The organism is Erythrobacter sp. (genome assembly GCF_040217515.1).
Lineage (GTDB): Bacteria > Pseudomonadota > Alphaproteobacteria > Sphingomonadales > Sphingomonadaceae > Erythrobacter.
In genome coordinates this window covers 34,268-55,047 of record NZ_JAVJPT010000006.1, presented here as the reverse complement: position 1 = coordinate 55,047, position 20,780 = coordinate 34,268, and the positions used below count along the sequence as shown (strand labels likewise).

At 62.8% G+C, this 20,780-nt stretch carries 16 protein-coding genes and 1 pseudogene; 8 read left to right on the top strand and 9 right to left on the bottom strand.

Annotation, left to right across the window (positions count from 1 at the left end; genetic code table 11):
- Positions 1 to 397 (top strand): annotated as a pseudogene (locus tag RIB52_RS08405) (6-aminohexanoate hydrolase); the annotation flags it as partial.
- 175 nt (positions 398 to 572) lie between these two features.
- On the opposite strand, the gene RIB52_RS08400 reads toward RIB52_RS08405, so the two are convergent.
- On the bottom strand, positions 573 to 791 hold the full coding sequence (locus RIB52_RS08400) for a hypothetical protein (protein ID WP_350174874.1): 219 nt from the start codon (positions 789 to 791) through the stop codon (positions 573 to 575).
- Between the two features lie 65 nt (positions 792 to 856).
- On the opposite strand from RIB52_RS08400, the gene RIB52_RS08395 reads away from it, so the two are divergent.
- Positions 857 to 1,951 carry an NAD-dependent epimerase/dehydratase family protein gene (locus RIB52_RS08395; RefSeq protein ID WP_350174872.1) on the top strand — a complete coding sequence of 365 codons (1,095 nt, stop codon included), beginning with the start codon at positions 857 to 859 and terminating at the stop codon, positions 1,949 to 1,951.
- Here the strand turns inward: RIB52_RS08395 and RIB52_RS08390 are convergent.
- Genes RIB52_RS08390 through RIB52_RS08380 form a run of 3 tightly spaced genes read right to left on the bottom strand, consistent with a single transcriptional unit; the run spans position 1,857 to position 5,901 of the window.
- Positions 1,857 to 3,182, bottom strand: coding sequence for a nucleotide sugar dehydrogenase (locus RIB52_RS08390; RefSeq protein WP_350174870.1), 1,326 nt, complete (start codon positions 3,180 to 3,182; stop codon positions 1,857 to 1,859). The genes RIB52_RS08395 and RIB52_RS08390 overlap by 95 nt on opposite strands.
- Positions 3,179 to 4,204, bottom strand: a complete 1,026-nt coding sequence (locus RIB52_RS08385) for a glycosyltransferase family 2 protein (protein ID WP_350174868.1) — start codon at positions 4,202 to 4,204, stop codon at positions 3,179 to 3,181. Before RIB52_RS08385 ends, RIB52_RS08390 begins: the two co-directional genes overlap by 4 nt.
- A gap of 32 nt (positions 4,205 to 4,236) precedes the next feature.
- Entirely contained in the window at positions 4,237 to 5,901 is a 1,665-nt protein-coding gene (locus RIB52_RS08380) for an ABC transporter ATP-binding protein (RefSeq protein WP_350174866.1), read from the bottom strand.
- A gap of 291 nt (positions 5,902 to 6,192) precedes the next feature.
- Between RIB52_RS08380 and RIB52_RS08375 the strand changes: the two genes are divergently transcribed.
- Positions 6,193 to 7,164, top strand: a complete 972-nt coding sequence (locus RIB52_RS08375) for a glycosyltransferase family 10 domain-containing protein (protein ID WP_350174864.1) — start codon at positions 6,193 to 6,195, stop codon at positions 7,162 to 7,164.
- 35 nt (positions 7,165 to 7,199) lie between these two features.
- Here the strand turns inward: RIB52_RS08375 and RIB52_RS08370 are convergent, their stop codons facing one another.
- The 3 genes from RIB52_RS08370 to RIB52_RS08360 all read right to left on the bottom strand — a co-directional run bounded on the left by RIB52_RS08370 (position 7,200) and on the right by RIB52_RS08360 (position 10,322).
- Positions 7,200 to 7,997 (bottom strand): FkbM family methyltransferase, encoded by a 798-nt coding sequence (locus tag RIB52_RS08370; RefSeq protein WP_350174862.1) that lies wholly within the window; start codon positions 7,995 to 7,997, stop codon positions 7,200 to 7,202.
- A 142-nt stretch (positions 7,998 to 8,139) separates the two neighbouring features.
- Complete coding sequence (locus tag RIB52_RS08365; RefSeq protein WP_350174860.1) at positions 8,140 to 8,952, bottom strand: class I SAM-dependent methyltransferase; 813 nt, start codon at positions 8,950 to 8,952, stop codon at positions 8,140 to 8,142.
- A 176-nt stretch (positions 8,953 to 9,128) separates the two neighbouring features.
- Entirely contained in the window at positions 9,129 to 10,322 is a 1,194-nt protein-coding gene (locus RIB52_RS08360; RefSeq protein WP_350174858.1) for a glycosyltransferase family 10 domain-containing protein, read from the bottom strand.
- Between the two features lie 207 nt (positions 10,323 to 10,529).
- Here RIB52_RS08360 and RIB52_RS08355 point away from each other — a divergent pair, with 207 nt between their 5' ends.
- Both RIB52_RS08355 and RIB52_RS08350 read left to right on the top strand, forming a co-directional pair.
- Positions 10,530 to 11,552 (top strand): glycosyltransferase family 2 protein, encoded by a 1,023-nt coding sequence (locus tag RIB52_RS08355; RefSeq protein ID WP_350174856.1) that lies wholly within the window; start codon positions 10,530 to 10,532, stop codon positions 11,550 to 11,552.
- Positions 11,534 to 12,106 (top strand): class I SAM-dependent methyltransferase, encoded by a 573-nt coding sequence (locus tag RIB52_RS08350; protein ID WP_350174854.1) that lies wholly within the window; start codon positions 11,534 to 11,536, stop codon positions 12,104 to 12,106. Before RIB52_RS08355 ends, RIB52_RS08350 begins: the two co-directional genes overlap by 19 nt.
- Before the next feature lie 207 nt (positions 12,107 to 12,313).
- On the opposite strand, the gene RIB52_RS08345 is transcribed toward RIB52_RS08350, so the two are convergent.
- Positions 12,314 to 13,453, bottom strand: a complete 1,140-nt coding sequence (locus tag RIB52_RS08345) for an acyl-CoA dehydrogenase family protein (protein ID WP_350174852.1) — start codon at positions 13,451 to 13,453, stop codon at positions 12,314 to 12,316.
- A gap of 30 nt (positions 13,454 to 13,483) precedes the next feature.
- Entirely contained in the window at positions 13,484 to 14,692 is a 1,209-nt protein-coding gene (locus RIB52_RS08340) for an acyl-CoA dehydrogenase family protein (protein ID WP_350174850.1), read from the bottom strand.
- Between the two features lie 496 nt (positions 14,693 to 15,188).
- On the opposite strand from RIB52_RS08340, the gene RIB52_RS08335 reads away from it, so the two are divergent.
- The 3 genes from RIB52_RS08335 to RIB52_RS08325 are packed head-to-tail and all read left to right on the top strand — an operon-like array spanning position 15,189 to position 20,745.
- The gene (locus tag RIB52_RS08335; protein WP_350174848.1) at positions 15,189 to 16,259 is read left to right on the top strand and encodes an efflux RND transporter periplasmic adaptor subunit; all 1,071 of its coding nucleotides are present in this window, start codon (positions 15,189 to 15,191) and stop codon (positions 16,257 to 16,259) included.
- A complete protein-coding gene (locus RIB52_RS08330) occupies positions 16,256 to 19,372 on the top strand; it encodes an efflux RND transporter permease subunit (RefSeq protein WP_350174846.1) in 3,117 nt (1,038 codons plus the stop codon). The genes RIB52_RS08335 and RIB52_RS08330 overlap by 4 nt, the downstream gene beginning before the upstream one ends.
- Positions 19,369 to 20,745: a TolC family protein gene (locus tag RIB52_RS08325; protein ID WP_350174844.1), complete on the top strand. Its 1,377-nt coding sequence runs from the start codon at positions 19,369 to 19,371 to the stop codon at positions 20,743 to 20,745. Before RIB52_RS08330 ends, RIB52_RS08325 begins: the two co-directional genes overlap by 4 nt.
- Positions 20,746 to 20,780: the final 35 nt, after the last annotated feature.

Here is a 20,780-nt window from a genome sequence, read left to right as displayed (position 1 = left end):
CAAGGGCGTTCCGTTCGCAGGCGGCGGCATTACCGCCGGACTGCGCGATCTCGGGCGGCTCGGACAGCTCATGCTCGACAAGGGCGTAGCGGGCGGCGAGCGTCTGTTCCCGGCCGCGGTCGCAGAGCGCATCGCGAAAGGCGGTGACCGCTCGAAATTCGCCGGTTTCCCGACCATTCCGGGCGGCAGCTACACCAGCCAGTGGTGGGTCTTCCATAACGAGCACGGCGCCTATGCCGCGCGCGGGGTCCATGGACAAACGATCTATGTCGATCCCACCGCCGAGATGGTGCTGGTCCGCTTCGCGTCCTATCCCGCCGCGCAGAACGGCTTCATCGATCCCACTTCATTGCCTGCCTACCAGGCAGTCGCCGAATATCTGATGGGCAAGGATTGAGCGCGCGGGCGGGGCGATCAGCGCTGGGTTTCCTCGGCGAGCTGCTGGCGGCTGGATTGCGGAAATATTGCGCAACCGCGGCCCCGGTCCGAAATCCGGCAGAACCTTTTCGGTCACACGCGTTGCCACCGGCGGGATCATTGCCGCCGCGATCAGACCGACGGCGAGCGAGGTTTCAGGCGATTGCCCGTCGTGAACCAATTCGGGGGATGGCCCGATGGGCAAATTCATTGAGCGCATCCCGATAGGTCTGGCGATCCGCAGCCTGGGCCGGGACGATCGCAAGCTCGTACTGGAAAATCAGGGACATCATGTCAGCAGGATTTTGCTTGGAGACGAACTGCACAACAGGGCGAGGAGTGTACGGCACCGCGCAGTTGCCCCATTTCGCCAAAGTTTGTAACCCTGTCGGGTCCGCCCCGGCTGATTGCAATGGCGGGACGGATTGCGGGGGTGAAAGTGGCACGAAAGACAGCGCTTGTTCTGGGGGCCGGCGGCTTCATCGGCGGACATCTTGCCAAGCGGCTCAAGGCCGAGGGGATGTGGGTGCGAGGCGTGGATCTGCGCCCCAACCCCTACAGTCCGAGCGAAGCCGATGAATTTGTTATCGGCGACTTAAGCGATGAAACTTTCGCGAAAAGCGTCGTGGATCAGGAGTTTGACGAGGTCTATCAACTCGCCGCCGACATGGGAGGGGCGGGCTATATCTTCACAGGCGAGAACGATGCCCGAGTGATGCGCAACTCCGCTTCCATCAATCTGAACATCCTCGATGCCTGCCAGGCCCGGCGCATCCAGCGCGTGTTCTTTTCGTCCTCTGCCTGTATCTATCCCAGGCAGAACCAGGCCGATCCCGGTCGCCCCGATTGTTCCGAGGACAGTGCTTACCCTGCCGATCCCGACAGCGAGTACGGCTGGGAGAAGCTGTTCTGCGAGCGGCTTTATTTGGCCTATAACCGGAATTACGGCATGTCCTGCCGTATCGCGCGGTATCACAATATCTTCGGCCCGGAGGGTTGTTGGACGGGCGGGCGCGAGAAGGCTCCCGCCGCTCTCTGCCGCAAGGTCAGCCAAGCCGAACCGGGTGGTGAAATCGAGATCTGGGGCGACGGTCGGCAAACCCGCTCTTTCCTGCATGTCGACGAGTGCATCGAGGGGACAACGCGGCTGCTGCGTTCAGGCGTCACCGTTCCCGTCAACATCGGGTCTGAAGAGATGATCTCCATCAACGATCTGGCAATGATGGTGATTGATCTCTCGGGCAAGTCTCTCACTATCAGGAACATTCAGGGGCCAGAGGGGGTTCGGGGACGCACCTCGGACAATCGCCTCATCCGAGAGGCTCTTGGGTGGGCACCCGAACTTCCGCTGAGAGAGGGCATCGCGCAGACCTATTCATGGATTGCGGCACAGGTCGAGCAGAGCAATTCCAGCCCAGCCATTGGGCGTGAAGACGATATCACGCGCCCGAACCGAAACGGATCACCTCCGGTACATCGTCCGGGATTGAATCGAGCACGTCCAAAATCTGCAGGTTCGGACGCTCCAGCTTGAGGCGCTCCAAAGCGGCAGCGGCCAGCGGGATCGTCAGCACCAGCGTGTCAGCTTCCGAGGTGGCCTCGGCAAGATCCGCTGTCGTCGCAATGCCGGGGCTGAGCGCGTCCAGCTCCATAAACCCGACCAGCGGGTCTATTCCGATGACCTTTGCTCCTGCCGCGTCGAGCGTATTGGCAAGAGCGATGGAAGCCGAGTCGATCGAGATGTTGGACCCCGCCCGATAGGAGAGTCCCCAGACGCAGACAGTCTTGCCCTCCACCTGTCCGATCAGGCTGACCAGCCAGTCATTATGCGAAGTGTTGATCCTGGCCGCCGCACTGGGCAGTTGGGGGTCAAGACCCACGGACATCAGTGCATGCGCAAGTGCTGCCGTGTCGCGGGGCAGGCAGGGACCACCATAACCCATGCCGGCCCCCAGGAAGCTCGGTCCGACGCGGCGATCGGCTCCGATTGCATCCAAGACGTCTCGCGCCCGGGCACCAGGCGACGCATGGCAGAGCTGTCCGATCAGATTGCTGAAACTGATTTTCATCGTCAGGAAATTGTTCAGGCCGATCTTCGCGATTTCGACGCTTTCCGCGCTCATGCGATGGATGGGCGTGCCTTGCGCCAGAATATCGGCAAGAAAGGCGGCCAAACGCTTGCCGCCTTTCTCTTCGGTTTGCCCGACAAAGGCGAAATCCGGCGACAGGAACCCGTCCAGGACCGTGCCGAGGGCAACAAGGGCAGGCGCGTAGCAGAAACAGAAAGCCTCCCCTAATGGCCCGCCGGCTGCGTCTTGCAAGGCCGGCAACAGGACTTCGCATGTGCTGCCGGGCGAAACCGTGCTGACCAGCACGATCAGTGGCGGTTGTTCGACGGGCGGGGCATCACGCAGCGCAGTCCCGATCCCTTTGAGCGCGGAAACGGCAGCATCCGTGCAGAAGCTTCCGTCGTCTCGTGATGGCGTCGGTACGACGACGAAGGTAATGTCGGCCCCGGCGACTGCCTCGGCGATCGAAGAGGCGACGGCGATATTGGGGCGTGCCGACCGAACCGCCTCGCCCAGGCCCCGCTCATGGGCGAAAGCCGCATGGTCGATGGGGGCATCGGCAAGAAGCCTGCCTCGGTTCGGGTCAATGTCATAGCCCGTGACGGTCCTCCCGCGCGACCCGATCGCGGCGGCAAGAGCGAGGCCGAGCTTGCCGAGGCCGATCACGGCCACTGTCTCGTCCACTGCTTCGGTCATAAAGGATCCTTCTGGGCCTGAACGGCCGGAGTTTTATGGGACAGCCGCTCATCGCTTGTCTGCATCGCTTTTGGAGCTTCGGGCCTGATCTGACGGCGGATGGTGCGCAGAGCGTGCCAAACACGCACCAAGCCCTGGTAGTAGGTCACCGAGTCCGGCTTCAGCATCAGGGACAAAAGATGCACGGCCGGAAGCGAAGCCCCCATACCTGCCATACGCACCAGCATTGAATGGCAACGACCTTTTGTTTCCAAATCCCGGATCAGACCACTTTGCATCCCCATGTTGAGTAATCGAAAGACATTTTGTCCGGTGCAGAAATGTTCAGGGCAGGCTTCGAAGAAGTGCTCATAGACCTGCACTATTGCGTGCAATTGCTCCGATCGTGTCTGATCTTTCTTGCCAAGCTGGCCAAAGTCGTGAAAACGCCGTGCTGCGACCAGCCCCTGATGCAAGGCAGGCCATCCGGCCGTCGCCATGATCCGCCAGTGCATCTCGGTATCTTCGCCCGTTCTTAGCGCCTCGTTATAGCCATCGATGCGGTCAATAACTTCGCGCCGGTAGATCGCCGCGTGCGTATACCAGTTCGATGCGAGAATATCGCCTGGAACGATGTGATGGGAACTGAACGGCTGATCGGCCGACCGGGCTCCTTCACGATCGGTATCTTCAACTATTCCAACAGCATAGGTCGTACCTGCTCGCAGCATTGCGGCAATCAGCTCATCGAATGCGGCCGGGGCCACGAGGTCGTCTGAATCCAGGTGATAAAGAAATTCGCCGCAGGCCAGCCGTCGCCCCGCATTGCGCGCCGCGGCGGGGCCTGCATTAGGCTGCCAGATATACTCCAGAGGCCAACGGAAACCGCCGGAGCGGATATTCGCTATCACAGCCTCAGTATCGTCCGTAGAGCCGTCATCCACGAGGATGACTTCAACATCTTTCCAGCGCAGCTTCTCGAGCGAGGCAAGAGCCTCGGCGACCAGCACGGCCCGGTTGAACGTGGGGATGATAACGGACACCCGGCCCGTTACTGTATCCCCTGCCGCAGGCGTCACGAGGCAAGGGCGATGATGGCGTGCCCCTCGACCAGGCGAAGGCGCATCGTGCAATAGGCCAGTGTGCTGCGCCGGTGCGCAACGGTCACGATTGTCGGGCGGTTCGACATGCTGACGACGGCAGACATCACGCGATCCTCGGTGTCCGGGTCGAGCGCACTGGTCGCCTCGTCAAGAATCAGAACCTCCGGCTGGAGGTAAAGTGCGCGCGCGATACCGATCCGTTGGCGCTGCCCGCCCGATAGGCGCACACCGCGTTCGCCCACCACCGTGTCCCATCCCTCGGGCAGTGTTTCAATGAAGTCGAGGATACAGGCCGCACGGGTCGCTTCTTTCAGGCGGACCATATCGGTCGGGCCGTCGAGAATGATATTCTGGGCAATGGACGCATCGTTGAGATGTATGGCCTGGGGCACATAGGCCAACGCACCCTGCCAGGCGAGCGCAAGCGCCGGGGTCATTTCCTGACCGTCGATGCGGATCGTGCCCTGATCAGGCTCCAGCAGTCCGGCCATGAGGTCCAGCAGCGTGCTCTTGCCGGTTCCCGTCGGCCCCTCGATGCCCAAATGGGCTCCCTTGGGCAATGTAAAGCTGAGGTTCTTCAAAATCGGCGCAGTGTCGCAATATCCGAAACTCACGCGGTCGAAAACGATATCCTGTTCGAAGTCCAGCGGTGCGACCGGTCCAATTCCGGAGCCAGTGTCACCGGTATGCCGCCTTAGCTCCCGGGCCACGGCGCTGATCGTAAAGGCGTTCCCCTTGACCGCCAGAATGCCCCCCCAAGCCTGGTTGATTGCCGGAATCAGCCTTTGGATGCCGAGTGCCAAAGCGCCAAGCAAAGGCAGCCCGGCAACCAGTCCCTCCGGTTGCCCGGCCTGGTAGACGGTGATCCCCGCAACGGCCAGGATCCGACCGGTATCGACCAGCAGCGCCGGCATTGCCGTGAGGTTGGCGGTTTGGCGCTGGAAGATGAGGCGCTGCCTGTCTGCGGCCTGAAAGCGGGCGACCACGGTCCCCTGCAGCCGCTGAAGAATGATGTCCCGCATCGAACCGGAGGCTTCCTGCATCGTCTTGGTAAGCAGGACTGCCGCGCTATCGATGCGTTGTGAATTGCGGCTCATGATCGGCCCGACCACGAAGGTCATCCCGGCAAAGAGCGCAACCAGTCCGCCAACCGCCACCATTGTCAGCACAGGTGCAAGCCACAGGAGAAAGCCGCCAATCGCGATACCCAACGCAAGACTTGTGAAAGTGGTCAGGAGCGGCGCAAGGACTTGCTGGGAAAAACTCTCGGCGCGCGATACGCCGACCAGCAGTTCGGAGCTGTTTCGGGTCAAGAGGGTGCGATAGGGCAAGTTGACCGCGATCCCGAATAACCGCCCCCGCAAGTCGGCCGCGACATGCATCAGCAGCGATTGCTTCAATAACAGATTCGCCAACTTGAGCGCGCCGGTTACCAGAAGAACCACGATCACGGTTGCAAAGGCCGACGTCAGGTCGTCGATCCACGGCACGGGGAAGGGCAGGAACCCGGATGTCGGCGAATTGAGCGCAGCGGCCAGCCCGATCAAAGGCATGATCGCGCCAATCGTCACCATTTCCAGCGCGGCCGTAAGCACTCCGACAGCCAGCACCGCTACGAGGTGGATACGCCTTCGCATGGGAAGCTGGCGGAAGATTATGACGAGGTCGTGCAAGCGGGCATGCCAGTTGATGGGAAAGTTTGGCCCGCAGCCGGTCCAAGTCGCAGGGAGTAGCATTACGGTAGGCCCCGTGCAATATGGCGGCAGGCCGCCATTACCCCTGGAGACCTAGCATTGCATAAGAACCCGGAGAGCGCACCCCGCCCGTCTTCCGGGTCGCTTGTGCGCCGTTATGCTGCAACTGCCCATCGACGGCTATTCGGCGCACTGAACATACGGCACCTTGATTGCGCCTGCGAGCGCGGACCTTTGGCCGATCCGGTCGCTGCGTCCCAAGCCGACATCATCGTGCGTGTGTATGACAATTGGGTGAAATATGTGCAGCGTGACATGGCCAATGCCTCCCCGAACGGAGATTGCATTTTCGACGGGGTCGCCTTTGTGCGGGGGCCTCGTCCTGCGGCGGACTGGCATGTCATTCTCAACAGCATTGACTGGCATCTTCGCTCCGTTCGCTTTCGCGGACGCCCGAACCGGACCATTTTCGCGCTAGGTGAACCCGCATCCCCTATCCACCGACCCTGGCACCTCGGTCAGGGAACCGGCACGATCGTGCTGACCTGCGACCATGAAGAGGCGCACTACGCAGGTCTCGAGCGCCGGTTTGAGCGGGTGCCCATGCTCGTCCGGTCGTGGTCCGTCGATCGCAGTTACCAATCGCTGAAATCCAGCACGATCCCGCCTGAAGAGAAAACGAAACAACTGTCCTGGATTACCAGCTCTCTCAACCTTTTGGAGGGTCACGCGGCCCGCATGCGGTTCTTGCAGGAGTTGCAGGGGCAGGTCTCCTTCGACCTCTATGGCCGCGGCTTTCGCGAAATTCATGACAAGTGGCACGCTCTCGCTCCCTATCGCTACAGCCTTGCCTATGAGAACTACCGCGCCCCGCTGGTCATGTCTGAAAAGCTGATGGACTGCTTTGTCGCGGAAACCATGCCGATCTACTACGGAAGCCCGGCCGTGACCGACTATTTCCCCAGCGAGAGCATGGTGATTATCGACCCCGAAGATCCGGACGTATTCCGCATCATCGCGGATGTGGCGGCATCGGATCGTTGGCTGAAAAACCGCGATGCCATTCTGGAAGCCAAGCGGATCACGCTCGATGAAATGAACGCATTCAAGCGGCTTGCCCAATTCATCCGGCATGAGCACGCAACGACCGAACCCGATCCGCAGCAATGGATGCGGGTCAATCAGGTGCAACTTAAGTACACCTGACCGGGCGCAAGGCGAAAGTTCATGGCGTATGGAGGTTAAACGCCGGAGGGCGTGTCCTGGCCCTTTGACCGGTCGGGAACAAACCAGTCATCCCACTCGCTCAACCGGGTCCATATCCGGCGGTAACCTTTGCTTGCCAACAAGTCTTTTATCGCTTCACGGCTGGGCGCATAGTTATGTTCTATGCAGATGAAGCCGAACGATGTGGTGGAAAAATCGAATGCCTCGAGAATGGCGAGTTCGCTGCCTTCACTGTCCATCGACAGGAAATCGACATGCGGCGGTGCGCCGTGCGTTTTCAGAAGGTCGTTCATCGAAACAGTCCTGACCGTTCCGATCTCGGCCGCCGCGCGCGCATCTGCGTGATGATCGGCATTGGCGAAATTCGAAACGGTCGAAAGCGTGGACACGAAATGAAAGGACACCGTTGCGCCAGTGGACGTCCAAACGCATCGTTCGTCCACGGCACAGCGACGTTCGTTACGCAACGCCTCGTGAAATTCAGGATTGGCTTCTGCACAAATGCCATCCCAGCCGAAAACACGCTCCAGCATGGCTGTATTGCTCGAATATACGGGGTCGGCTGCCCCGATGTCGACAAAATAGCCGTTCCTTTTGAAGCCGTTACAAGCAAGAGCCGCGATATCCTGCTTCAGTTGCCCGTGCGCCGCTTCGCGCGGCACTCCGGCCTGGGCCAGCAGCAGTTCCAGCATGCCGTCGAAATCGGCCACGGCATCCTGCATCCGCTCGTCCTGACTGCGCCGAGCGACAACAAATCCATTGCTTCGGGCAAGGCCAGCAAGTGCGCGACGGACTGCCCGGGTGAGTCTCATGCCGAGAACTTAACGAGCATAGCCAGCGTTTAGCAAACGATCAGGCACCCGGATCTCGAGACTTGCAGGCAGCTCCCGCACGCCGAAATCTTGCGATTGCTCCGCTCGCTTGCACGTCTGCCGATAGCCAAAATCAACGCCGTCAAACGGGTTTCGCGCGTATCATCCAGTGCCAGCCAAACCTGGCTTCCAGCGCCCTGAACATCTCGCTCGGCATCGCTTCGAACCAGGGCTCCTTCTCGTATCGAAATTCCTTGTAAGGCTCGATCTGGTAAGGAAAAATGTGATCCTGGTGCATATCGACAATGTCGAAATGCCCGGATAACAAATCGCGTACGCCGTCTTCGTCGAAAGTGAGGGCGATAGGGCAATCGTCCTGCGATTCCGGCTGGTCCAGGCCAGCCTCGATCATCGCCGATTTCCAGGAATTTTTCGAATAGACCATGATCCGCAGTTCCCCGTCGGCCTTTATCAGCCTCCGCGCGGCATGAATGATCGCTTTCGGCCGAACCGTGTGATGAATGACGCCGATCGAATACACCAGGTCATAGGATGACTCGGGTAAAATCTCGTCAAGCCGTTCGGCATTGTGCAGATGAAATTCACCTCCAAGTCCGTAAATTTCCATCCGCTTCTGCGCCATCGCCAGGGTATTGGGCGACAATTCCACTCCGGTATAATGGCTTCCATGACGCGCGAACCTGATCGCATCGGTCCCGATACCGCAACCGATTTCGAGCACCTTTCGCCCTTGCCAGTTCGCGAATTCGGCGAATGGCGCGATGTGAGGATGCACGAAATAGCGCCGCGCTTCGACCTCATCGAAATAGGCGCGCGAGGCAAACTCTGATCCGGAGTGATTGCTGTTGCACGGCTGACGATCCCAGTATGCACGCAGGAGATCCAAATAGTCCGTCGCCTTTTGCGCATCGAGATCGTTCGGAATATCGTCCATAAGAAATTCCTGCGGACAGTCCGCAGTCCCTCAAACAGGTTCGATCGGCACCATCACCGCGGGCAGTAAATCCTACAAGCGCAACGTTTGTTTCGCACCTTTTCGCCGCCTTGGCCCGGGACCGGGTTGCGAAGGAAACCGGTACGGCAAATGCCGGGAGCCTTCCAATTGCTGCCTCAGTCAACCCTTGTCAGCGCCTGTAAGGCGAATTCTTCTCCCGCCGTACCATCCCAAAGGTCGAGTCCATAGTCGAGTGTGGTTTGCTCCACGCGCATCCATTGCTTGGCATCATTACGAACCGTATCGTGTTCAGCCCGGATGAACCGGGCGAGCCGTGCAAACAGGTTCATCTCGTCAAGGGTGATCCGTTTTGCCTCGAGGACAGCATCGCGGTTCTTAAGCCAACGATCCGAAGCCACCACATCTGCAATGATGCGGAACACGTCCGGGTCGTCAGGGTCAATGATCACCATGCTTTCAGCCGGGAAATAATCTGTCACGGTCGGGCTGCCATAGTAGATGGGCATCGTTTCCGCGACAAAGCAGTCCATCAGCTTTTCGGTCATAAGCAATGGGCCCCGGAAGTTCTCGAAGGCGATGGAATACCGATACGGAGCAAGGGCCGGCCATTTGTCAGGGATTTCCCGGAACCCGCGTCCATACAGATCGAAGGGGACTCGTGCCTTGAGCGCAGAGAGAAACGCGAGCCGGTAGCGGTGGCCGCTCAACAACGCCTCATCCGAGCAGATCCAGGAGAGCGGCAGGGGCTTGTCCGTCGGCGCAATGGTGCACGCCTTGAGCTCATCGTAGGATTTGGCAACCGACCAAGACCGGATCGGTGATGGCACGGGCACGTAGCCGCGCGGTTCGTCCTTGAAACGCTCCACCGCCTCGGGGTCGCACGTCAGCACCGTCGTATCCGTACCCTGAGCTTTGTGCCATGGCATGTGGATCATCGTCGGCGGTTCGGCCACTGCAAAGATCGTCCGGCGCGGAGCGCCCCGGAAACGGACGAAGGGAAGGTGCGAATCCATCGTGTTGAAAAAGACGTGCCAGTCTGCCGACACCTTGCGGTCTCGGGTGAAGGCAACACCGTCCCAGACGCAGCGGCGCCCGGGAGTGGCGTTGCGCAGACCTTCCTCGAAGTAGTCCACCCAGTTGTCGTAACAGCGCACGACGATATCGGCTTCGCGCAGATCCGCTGTCGCCGCCAGCGGGCCGCGCTGGCAACGACAACCAGCCCCCGGTAGCCCGACCTGATGGCGCATCCAGTCGCGCCACTCACCCAATTGCGCAATTCTCCGGTTGATCCGATACCGCAAGGATCGACGGACACGACCCGGAGTGAGGCGGCTCCAGTCAAAAGTCATTGAACTCCAGAGTCCTCTTCCCGGGCTCGACCGGCGTTCTTGCTTGGGCCTCATTATATTGCACTTCCGCGCAGCCTTGATAAGACCAGTGAACAAAGGACGCGGGAAAGACAATTGTATCCCCGAGGCAAGGCTGCAGTTGGGGCGCACGGAAGCATGGTCCAAGGAAACAGTTTCCGATGCGCGCCGGATGAACGTCTTGGCCACGTGATTGAGCCGGTCCGCGAAACGATTGAGCAACTGGTCTCGGTCATTATCCCGACATTCAACCGGCGCGATCTCGTTCAGGATGCACTTGCCTCAATCGCGGCGCAAAGCTGGCACTCCATCGAAGTGATCGTGATTGATGACGGATCGGACGACGGCACCGGTAAGATGATTGCCGATCTGATCGAGGGCTCCTTTCCCTGGCCGATCACCTATCGTTGGCAGGCGAACCAGGGCGCAGCAGTCGCCCGCAACCACGGTCGGAGTCTGGCACGGGGAGCCTATCTTTATCACCTCGATTCCGATGATGTGGCGCATCCCGAAGCCCTGTCCGACCTGGTCGCCGCGATCGAAAGGGCTGGCGCTCAATATGCAGTCGGGTTGGTCGCGAACACGGATCTCGGCGGCGTGCCCAACCGGCTTGACCCGGTAAGCGTCCCGCGGGTCGTGCCACGGGACATCGTCGGTTCCGGCTGGTATACCCACGCCGCTCTCTACCGTCGGGAGCTGGTAGAGGCCGTGGGTGGATACAGCCCGGCGTTCGATGTCGGCGAGGACGCCGAACTGCACTGGCGAATTCTGGCAAAGGCCGGTTCGCCGGGATGCACCGATACGCTGGTTGCCGATCGCCGGATTCATGGTCATGGCCAATTGAGCGAGCCGATGGACTTGTCCGCGAGAAAGCGCGTCGCACTCGCACTGTTGGAGCATATGCACCGCGACGAGAACGATATCCTTGCAACCACCCGCAACCGGCTGCGGGTTTTTCTGATGGGGAGCGAATTCGGGGCCCGCGCCGACTGGAGCAGCAAAGAACGTGCGCGCGTCCTGCTTGGCGAGATGTCGAGTGCGCGGCCCATCTTGCGCAGGCTGTCGAATGCGGCGCTGGCTCCGAAATCACGCCTTTATTACAGGATTTTGAAGATCGGGTTGGCCTGCATACGCGGCACCGTGCCAGCCCTTTACAGGTTCGGGTGGCGAAGCAACTGGCACAGGAACGGCAATTGGAAAACCAAGCTGTAAACGGATACCCCGAAAAACTGCATCTCGGTTGCGCAAGGCGATTCATTCCGGGCTTTTACCATGTCGATGCACAAGCCTACCCGCACGTCGATCGCGTGGCGGATGTCAGCGATTTGAGCTTCCTACCGGACAACACCGTCACGTTGATTTACGCCTCAAGCGTGCTGGAACACTTCGGTCGGCATGAATACATGGATGTCCTCGCGGAATGGTATCGCGTTCTCAAGAAGGGCGGCGTGTTGCGTCTGTCCGTGCCCGATTTCGATGCTGCGGTTGCGGTCTATCTGGACCGGGAACGTTTTCCCGACGGCTTGAGGCGCATCCATGGCGCGCTGATCGGAGGGCAGCGCGATCGATGGGACTTTCACAAGATGGTCTTCAACGCGCAGCTTCTCACCGAGTCGCTTATGCAGACCGGGTTTCGCACCTGCCGACACTGGGACTGGCGAAAGACCGAACACAGTCACGTGGACGACTATTCCCAAGCATACCAGCCGCATATGGACAAGACCAACGGCATACACCAAGCGCTCAACCTTGAGGGGGTGAAATAGCCTTGATTCGAGGCCATTGACCGAGCTGGCGACCTTCCCCCCGGCGGCAGCCGGAGCATCGCTCGATCAGACTGGATCCTGTGCGCTACCGGACCAATCCCGCATTGGGCCGCTCCGGGCGGAACGGCACGCACCGACACCAGGGACACCTTCCGTGTGCGCGGTTTCGGAGCGTTCCGTTCGCCCGATGCGGGCGCTCGCGATCGATCAGGACTGCGATGCGAGCGAAACGTGGCGTTTCATGTGGTGGTCGACATCGCCGAATTCGGATTCGAAGATGGTCAGCCGCTTGAAGTAATGCCCGATCGCATATTCGTCGGTCACGCCGTTGCCGCCGTGAATCTGGACCGCTTCCTGCCCGATCAGCCGCGCTGCCTGGCCAACGCCGACCTTGGCCGCCGAGACCGCGCGCTTGCGCTCGGTTTCCTGAGCATCGAGCCGCAGTGTGGCGAGATAGGTCAGCGAGACCGATTGTTCGTAGGCGGTGTACATGTCGACCATGCGGTGCTGGAGTACCTGGAACTTGCCGATCGGCACGCCGAACTGCTTGCGCTGCTTCGAATATTCGAGCGTCATCGCATGGGCGACTTTCATCGCTCCGCAGGCTTCCGCGCAAGACGCGGCAATGGCTTCGTCGGTCACCCGCTCGATCAGCGGCAGGGCGGCACCTTCTTCGCCGATCAGGGCATCGGCGGGGATCGCGGCGTTTTCGAGGTAGACCTCCGAGGCGCGGCGGCCATCGACCGTTTCGTAGTCGCGCGTCACAACGCCGCTGGTCTGCTTGTCGATCACGAACACCGATATGCCCTCGCGGTCGCGTCGCGCGCCGGAAGTGCGCGCGGTCACGACCAGGTGGCTTGCCCAGGGCGCCCCGATGACGACCGCCTTGTGGCCGCTCAGGACATAGCCGTCGCCATCCTTCTTCGCGGTGGTTTCGAGATCGGCATAGTCATACCGTCCGCGCGGTTCGGCATGGGCGAAGGCGAAGACCCGGCTGCCATCGACGATCCCGCCGATATGCTCTTCCTTCTGCGCGGGGGTGCCCGCATGCTTGAGGAAACCGCCGGCGCATACGACGGTCGGGATGAAGGGTTCGACGACGAGGCCTTTCCCGAATTCCTCCATCACGATCATCGCATCGACCGCGCCGCCGCCGAAACCGCCCTCCGCTTCGCCGAACGGCATGCCGAGAATGCCGAGTTCGGCCAGCTGCGCCCAGATTTCCGGGCGCCAGCCCTTTTCGCTGGCGATCGCGGCGCGGCGGGTTTCCCAGTCGTACTGCTCGCGCACCAGGCGCGAAAGGCCGTCGCGCACCATTTCCTGTTCTTCGGTGAAATTGAAATCCACTGATCTGCTCTCCCGTGTCTCCCGGCCGCTTTAGAGGCCGAGGATCATTTTCGTGATGATGTTGCGCTGGATCTCGTTCGACCCGCCATAGATCGATGTCTTGCGCATGTTGAAATAGGTCGCGGCGGCATGCTGGGCATGCTCGGGGCCGACCGGATACTGGTTCGATCCCGCATCGCCCGGGACGTTCGCGATATTGCCGTAAAGCGGCGTGCCGTATGAGCCGACCGCTTCGAGCGTGAGTTCGGTCAGGCGCTGCTGGATTTCGGTGCCCTTGATCTTGAGGATCGAGCTTTCCGGACCCGGCCCCTTGCCCGCCTGTTCGTTGGCGAGCGTGCGCAATTCGGTGATCTCGAGCGCGGCGAGGTCGATTTCGAGCTGGCTGACCTTGCGGGCGAAATCGTAATCCTGGATCAGCGGCTTTCCGTCCAGCGTTTCCGAAGCGGCAATGTCGCGCAGCTTTTCCACCCCGCGCTTGGACCGGGCAACGCCCGCAATGCCGCTGCGTTCATGGGCAAGCAGGAACTTGGCGTAGGTCCAGCCCTTGTTTTCTTCGCCGACGAGGTTCTCGACCGGGACGCGCACATCGGTCAGCCAAGTCTCGTTGACCTCGTGCCCGCCGTCGAGAAGCTTGATCGGCTTCACTTCGACGCCCGGCGATTTCATGTCGATGAGGAGGAAGCTGATGCCTTCCTGCGGCTTGTCCGCCTCCGGATCGGTGCGCACGAGGAAGAAACCCCAGTCGGCATGCTGGGCCAGCGTGGTCCAGGTCTTCTGGCCGTTCACGATGTAATGATCGCCGTCGCGCACCGCGGTGGTCTTGAGGCTGGCGAGGTCGGATCCCGCGCCCGGCTCCGAATAGCCCTGGCACCACCAGACATCGCCTGAGAGGATGCCCGGCAGGTGCTTCGCCTTCTGCTCGTCGCTGCCGAAGGTATAGATCACGGGGCCGACCATCGAGACGCCGAAGGGCAGCGGCATGAAGGTGCCGACACGCGCATTCTCCTCCGACCAGATGTAACGCTGGGTCGGGGTCCAGCCCGTGCCGCCATATTCGACCGGCCATGCAGGCGCGGACCAGCCCTTCTTGCCGAGGATCTTGTGCCACGCGGTCATGTCTTCGGGCGACATGTCCTCGCGGTTGCCCATGCCTTCGAGATGCTTGGGATGATTTTCCTCGATGAAGGCGCGGACCTCTTCGCGAAAGGCCTGTTCCTCGGGCGTGAATTCAAGGTTCATTGCGTTGTCTCCTGCATCAATCGCTTCTCCCGCCTGCCCCTGCCACAAATTCGGGCCGACGGGCAGGGCCTTGCACAGTGCAAGTTTTGCATTGCGCGCGCTATTCCGTGAAATTCTCCCATGACGGCGGCCGGGAGCGGGCCGGGCCTGCAGCGGCCGTAACAAGCTGTCCCGGGCTTGCAAATGCCTTGAAACGCCCGGTGGTTCGAAAGATCGTCGTTCCGTGACACGGCCCGCTAATCCGGCGCAACGGGAAAGGCGGGCAATCCGAGTTTTCCCGAATTGGGAAAAGAGCGCGCGAAACGGGGGCTCGTACCCGTTGGGCTGCAACCTGTGTGAAGAGCCGGTCCCGGCGAGCAATTGCAGCCATGATGCCCATCGCAATTGCCCCTGCCGGGGGCCGGGCTGTGCGCAATTGCGCGCCGTGCAATGGGAACCGAAAGGGCATACGGCGAATTGCAAGACCTCACACAGATCAAACGCCTTGCCCTACATCATGCGCTTCAGTTTCTTCATCGCGGCATGTCTGCTGCTCGCGGCCTGTTCCTCTGACGAGACCGAGCGGCCCGACCGCTCGGTGACGGTCGTCGCTCGCGAAATCGCGTTCCTGCCCGAGCAGACGATCGTCGAGGCCATCGGCACGGCCAGGGCGGCGCGCACGGCCGAGCTCTATCCGGAAACCGCAGGCGAGGTCGTCGCCGTGCGGTTTTCTCCGGGCGAATACGTGCGCGCTGGTGCGCCATTGGTCCAGCTCGAGGCGCGGGCCGAGCGGCTTGCGCTCGAGCTAGCCGAGGTGCGGGTCGAGGAGGCCGAGCAATTGCTCGCCCGATACCGCCGGATCGAGGATACGGGCGCGCTGTCCGAAAGCCAGATCGAGGCGGGCGAGACCGCGCTCGCCGCCGCGCGGATCGAACGCGACCAGGCCGCCGACGCGCTGGCCGAGCGCACGGTGCGCGCGCCGTTTTCCGGCCATGTCGGCTTCACCGAAGTCGATGTCGGCGACCGCATCACGCCCACCACGCTGATCGCCCAGATCGACCGCCGCGACCGGTTGTTCGTCGAATTCAACGCGCCCGAAGCGGTGTTCCAGCGGCTCGATGAAGGAACGAGCGTCGAACTGGTCCCCTTTTCGCAGCCCGAACGGTCCATCAGCGCCCCAGTCCGCGCGGTCGGCACGACCATCGAACAGGACCAGCGCAGCTACCGCGTGCGCGCCGTGATCCCCAATGAAGGCGACCGCTACCGTCCGGGCATGAGCTTCACCGTGCGTTTCCGTGATCGCGGGCGGATGCGCGCCGCCGTGCCCGAAGCCGCCGTGGTGTGGGGCGGGGAGGGCTCCTCGATCTTCGCGGTGCGGGACGGAAAGGCGGTGCGCGTGCCCGTCACCATCGCCGCGCGCCGCGACGGACTCGCGCTGGTCGATGCCGAGCTGGAGGAAGGCGCGCTGGTCATCGCCGAGGGTGTGCAGAAGGTGCGTGAGGGCCAGGAGGTCGAACTGGTCGAACCGCGCACCCGCGATGCGGCCCCGGTCGAAACAGCGGCCGCCGACACGAAGGACGCGTCATGAGCGGGAAGACAGACCTGCCCGTGCTCGCGGTCAAGCGGCCGCTGCTCATCATGGTCGTCAATCTCATGATCGTGATCGCAGGGGCGGCCGCGCTGCTGGGCACGGAAGTGCGCGAACTGCCCAATGTCGACCGCCCGATCGTCACCGTGTCGGCCACACTGCCCGGAGCCGCGCCCGAGACGATGGACAGCGAAGTGACATCGGTGCTCGAAAACGCCGCCGCACGGGTCAACGGGGTACGCCAGATCCGATCGTCGAGCGAGGAGAACAACACCCGCATCCGGGTCGAATTCACCCCCGGAACCGATCTCGACGCGGCGGCCTCCGACATCCGCGAGGCCGTCAGCCGGGTGACGCGCGAACTGCCCGAACGGCTCGAACAGGTGCGCGTGGTCAAGGCGGACGCGGACGCGCAGTCGATCATGACTCTGGCCGTCGCGAGCGATGCCTATGACGACATGGAACTGACCCGGATCGTCGAGAACGACATCATTCCCGAACTGCTCGCGGCCGAAGGCGTGGCCAGTATCGACACCTTCGGTACACGCGAGCGACAATTGCGCGTCGCGGTCGATCCGGCGCGTCTGGCGCGCTATTCGCTTACGATGAGCGATGTCGCAGGCGCGCTCGAACAGGCGCCGTTCGATACGCCGGTGGGCTCGTTCCGTTCCGACCAGCAGCAATTGCTCGTCCGCGCCGAGGCCAAGGCGGCGGATCCGGAGCGGATCGATGCGGTGGCGATCCGCGATGAAGTGACCATCGGCGACGTGGCTGAGACCTATTTCGCCCCGGCCGATGCGACCAGCTATGTCCGCCTTGACGGGGAGCCGGTCATCGGGCTCGGCGTTATCCGGCAGGCCAATTCCAACACCATCGCGATCTCGGACGCGATCCGCGCCGCGACCGAAAAGCTCGATGAAAGGTTCGAGGAGATCGACATCCGCGTGATTGCCGATGATGCGGTGTTCATCGCGACGTCGGTGCGCGAGGTGATCGTGACGCTCGCTTTCACCGTCGCGGTCGTGGTGCTGACGATCTGGCTGTTCTTCGGCCATGCGAAGCCGACCCTGATACCGAGCACCGCCATTCCCATTGCGCTGGTCGGCGTCGTCTCAGGCATCTGGCTGCTGGGCTTCTCGATCAACCTGCTCACCCTGCTCGCCATCGTGCTCGCCACCGGGCTGATCGTCGACGATGCCATCGTCGTTCTCGAGAATGCGCAGCGCCTGCAGAAGGAAGAGGGGCTGGGGCGCAAGGCATCGGCGGTGCTGGGCACGCGGCAGGTCTATTTTGCGGTGATCGCGACGACGGCGGTGCTGGTTTCGGTCTTCGTGCCGATCAGCTTCCTGCCGTCGGAAACGGGGCGGCTGTTCCGCGAATTCGGTTTCGTCCTTGCCATTGCGGTGATCCTGTCGACCTTTGTCGCGGTCAGCCTCGTGCCCGCGCTCGCGGCCAGGATCGACCTTGCGGGCGAGGGCGCGGACCCGAACCCGCGCCTGCAACGCATCGCGAGCCGATTTGCGAGCCGCTATCGCAGCGGGGTCGAGAGCGCGATTGCCCGGCCTTGGGTGACGGTGGGCCTGTCGCTGGTCGCGGTGGCCGGCGCGGGGCTGCTCTATACCCAACTCGAGGAGGAACTGGTCCCGGACGAGGACCGCGCAACCTTCTACGTCTGGGCGAGCGGCCCGGACGGGGTGGGCCTCACCTTCATGGACCGCGAGATGGACGAGATCGAGGAGGTGCTCGAGCCCTATGTGGAAAGCGGCGAGATCGACAGCACGCTTTCCATCGTCGGGCGCTACGATCCCAACCGGGTGCAGGTGACGGCCAATCTCGCCGACTGGGACGAACGGGCACGCAGCCAGTCCGCAATCGTCGAGGAACTGAGCGAGCCGCTCGACCGCCTGCCCGGCTCGCGCGCCTCGGCCCGCGGGCGCGGTACGCTGTCGGGCGGCTGGGGCGGACGCGGCGGCCTCGAAGTCGCGCTGACCGGCGACAATTACCAAGGCATCTACGCCTCGGCCCGCGCCCTGTCGGATGCCATAGCCACGCAGTCGGACATTCTCTCCGATCCCGAGATTTCCTACCAGCCGACCCAGCCGCAGCTCTCCATCGCCATCGACCGCCAGCGCGCCGCCGATCTCGGCGTGGAGTTGCCGGATCTCGCCACCACCCTGCAGGCGATGGTCGACGGGCTCGAAGTCGTCGATCTCAATGTCGACGACCAGGCGATTCCCGTCTTCCTCACCGCGGAAACGGTGGCGATCACCAATCCCGCCGATCTCGGCAATCTCTATGTCCGTTCGGGCAGCGGCGCGCTGGTTCCGATATCCGCGCTCACCCGCTTTGCCGAGGAAGGGGTGGCTGCCGAACTCGACCGCACCGAACAGCGCCGTGCGATCGAAGTCGAAGCGGCGATTGCTCCCGGAACACCGCTCGCCGATGCGGTGGCCGAGATCGAGCGACTGGCTGCGGAGACAGTGGCCGACGACATCGACATGATCCTGAAAGGCGAGGCCGAGCAATTGGAGGAAAGCTCGGAGGAATTGCTGCTGACCTACGCCTTCGCGTTGCTGATCGTGTTCCTCGTCCTCGTCGCCCAGTTCGAAAGCCTTGCCAGCCCCTTCGTCATCATCGCCTCGATCCCCTTCGCGCTGGCTGCGGCGATTTATGCGCTGTTCGCATCCGGCACATCGCTCAACATCTATTCGCAGATCGGGCTCGTCATGCTGATCGGGCTGATGGCGAAGAACGGCATCCTGATGGTCGAATTCGCCGACCAGAAGCGCGAGGACGGCGCCCATGTGCGCGAGGCGATTGCCGAAGCCGCCGCGATCCGCCTGCGGCCCATTGCCATGACCCTGATCTCGACCGTGCTGGGTGCGCTACCCCTGATCCTCGCGAGCGGGGCGGGGGCCGAAGCGCGCCAGGCGATCGGCTGGGTGATCTTCGGCGGGCTCGGCATCGCGGCGCTGTTCACCCTCTTCCTCGTGCCCGCGCTCTACACCTTGATCGCGCCTTTCTCGACCCCGCGCAGCGCCGACCTGGCGCGCTATCGCCGGGAGATGGGCGAAGCGCAGGAGGAACCCGGGCCGGAGGGAATCCCGGCATGAGGCTCGCAATTCCGCTTGCAGGCGCCGTGCTTCTGGCGGGCTGCGCTTCGCCCGATATCCCGGACGTGGAGCCCGCAGCGGGCATTGCGCTCGCGCCCGATTACTTCGCGCAAAGCCGCCCGCCTGCCGGGCTCGATGCGGCGTGGTGGAGCGGCTTCGGCGAGGCCCGGCTCGACACGCTGGTTGCCGGGGCTCTGGCACGCAACCAGACGATCGAGGCGGCGCGCGCACGACTGGCCGCCGCGCGCGCGGTGCTGCGCGCGGAGCAAGCCGATTTCCTGCCCACGATCGACGGCGATGCCAGCCTCGCAGGCTCGATCGACAGCGAAGCGGGCGGGGGCGGCGCCTTCCTCGACGAGGCGAGCGCGGGGCTGGGGGGTGTGTGGACGATCGACATCAACGGGCGCCTTTCCGCCGAGCGGGCCGAGGCGCTTGCCGGGGTGCAGGCATCGCAATATTTCCTCGCCGACCGCCGCCGCCTCATCGCCTCGGCGGTGGCGAACCGGTTCGTCGAACTGCGCCGGACGGCCGCACGGCTGCGGCTGCTCGAACAATCCGCCGATCTCCAGCGCCAGACTCTCAACATCGTGCAATTGCGCGAGGAAGCCGGGCTCTCCTCCAATTTCGACGTGCGCCGCGCGGCTGCCGACCTGTCGCGCACGCTCTCGCAGCGCGGCCCCCTGCTGCTTGCCCGCGCGCGGGCCGCCAACGCGCTTTCGGTGCTCACCGGCGAGCCGCCCGCCGGCGTGCCCGAGGCGGACGCAAGCGCCGACATCCCCGATTATGCGCGCGGGCCCGGCCTGGGCGTTCCCGCCGATCTCCTGCGCGCGCGGCCCGACCTGCTGCTGGCCGAAGCCGACATCGCCGCCGCCGCCGCGCGGGTGGGGATCGAGCGGGCCGATCTCCTCCCTGCGCTCAGCCTGCCCGGCTTCGTGACCGTGGGCGACGGGAGCGTGGACGGCCTGTTCAGCCAGACGGTCGCGGGGCTTTCCGCCGTGCTCGGCGTGCCGATCCTTGACGGTGGGCGACGCCGGGCCGAGATCGCTGCCGCCGAGGCCGGGCTCGATGCCGCGCTCGCCGATTATCGCCAGGCGTTGCTCGAAAGCCTTGCCGAAGTCGAAAGCGCGCTCGTCGCGATCCGCAGCGCCGAGGATCGCCGGGACGAACTCGCCACCGCGGTCGAGGAAAGCGAGGCCGCCTTCGAACAGTCCAACGCGCTCTACCGCGAAGGGCTCGCCTCGCTGTTCGACGTGCTCGACGTGCAGCGCCAGCTGATCGGCAGCCGCGAGGCGCTGATCGATGCCGAGGCGGCGCTGGCGCAGGCCTATATCGACCTCTTCACCGCCGTGGGTGCGCCCGCCGAGGCCGGCTGAACAGGCTCTTCGCGCCCAACGCGCTCTTTACCGGC

Excerpts from the sequence above, each read along its gene's own strand:
- RIB52_RS08365 (WP_350174860.1), bottom strand. The coding sequence starts at position 8,952 with ATGGACGATATTCCGAACGATCTCGATGCGCAAAAGGCGACGGACTAT.
- RIB52_RS08390 (WP_350174870.1), bottom strand. The coding sequence starts at position 3,182 with ATGACCGAAGCAGTGGACGAGACAGTGGCCGTGATCGGCCTCGGCAAG.
- RIB52_RS08325 (WP_350174844.1), top strand. The coding sequence starts at position 19,369 with ATGAGGCTCGCAATTCCGCTTGCAGGCGCCGTGCTTCTGGCGGGCTGC.
- RIB52_RS08335 (WP_350174848.1), top strand. The coding sequence starts at position 15,189 with ATGCGCTTCAGTTTCTTCATCGCGGCATGTCTGCTGCTCGCGGCCTGT.
- RIB52_RS08360 (WP_350174858.1), bottom strand. The coding sequence starts at position 10,322 with ATGACTTTTGACTGGAGCCGCCTCACTCCGGGTCGTGTCCGTCGATCC.
- RIB52_RS08330 (WP_350174846.1), top strand. The coding sequence starts at position 16,256 with ATGAGCGGGAAGACAGACCTGCCCGTGCTCGCGGTCAAGCGGCCGCTG.
- RIB52_RS08370 (WP_350174862.1), bottom strand. The coding sequence starts at position 7,997 with ATGAGACTCACCCGGGCAGTCCGTCGCGCACTTGCTGGCCTTGCCCGA.
- RIB52_RS08340 (WP_350174850.1), bottom strand. The coding sequence starts at position 14,692 with ATGAACCTTGAATTCACGCCCGAGGAACAGGCCTTTCGCGAAGAGGTC.
- RIB52_RS08380 (WP_350174866.1), bottom strand. The coding sequence starts at position 5,901 with ATGCGAAGGCGTATCCACCTCGTAGCGGTGCTGGCTGTCGGAGTGCTT.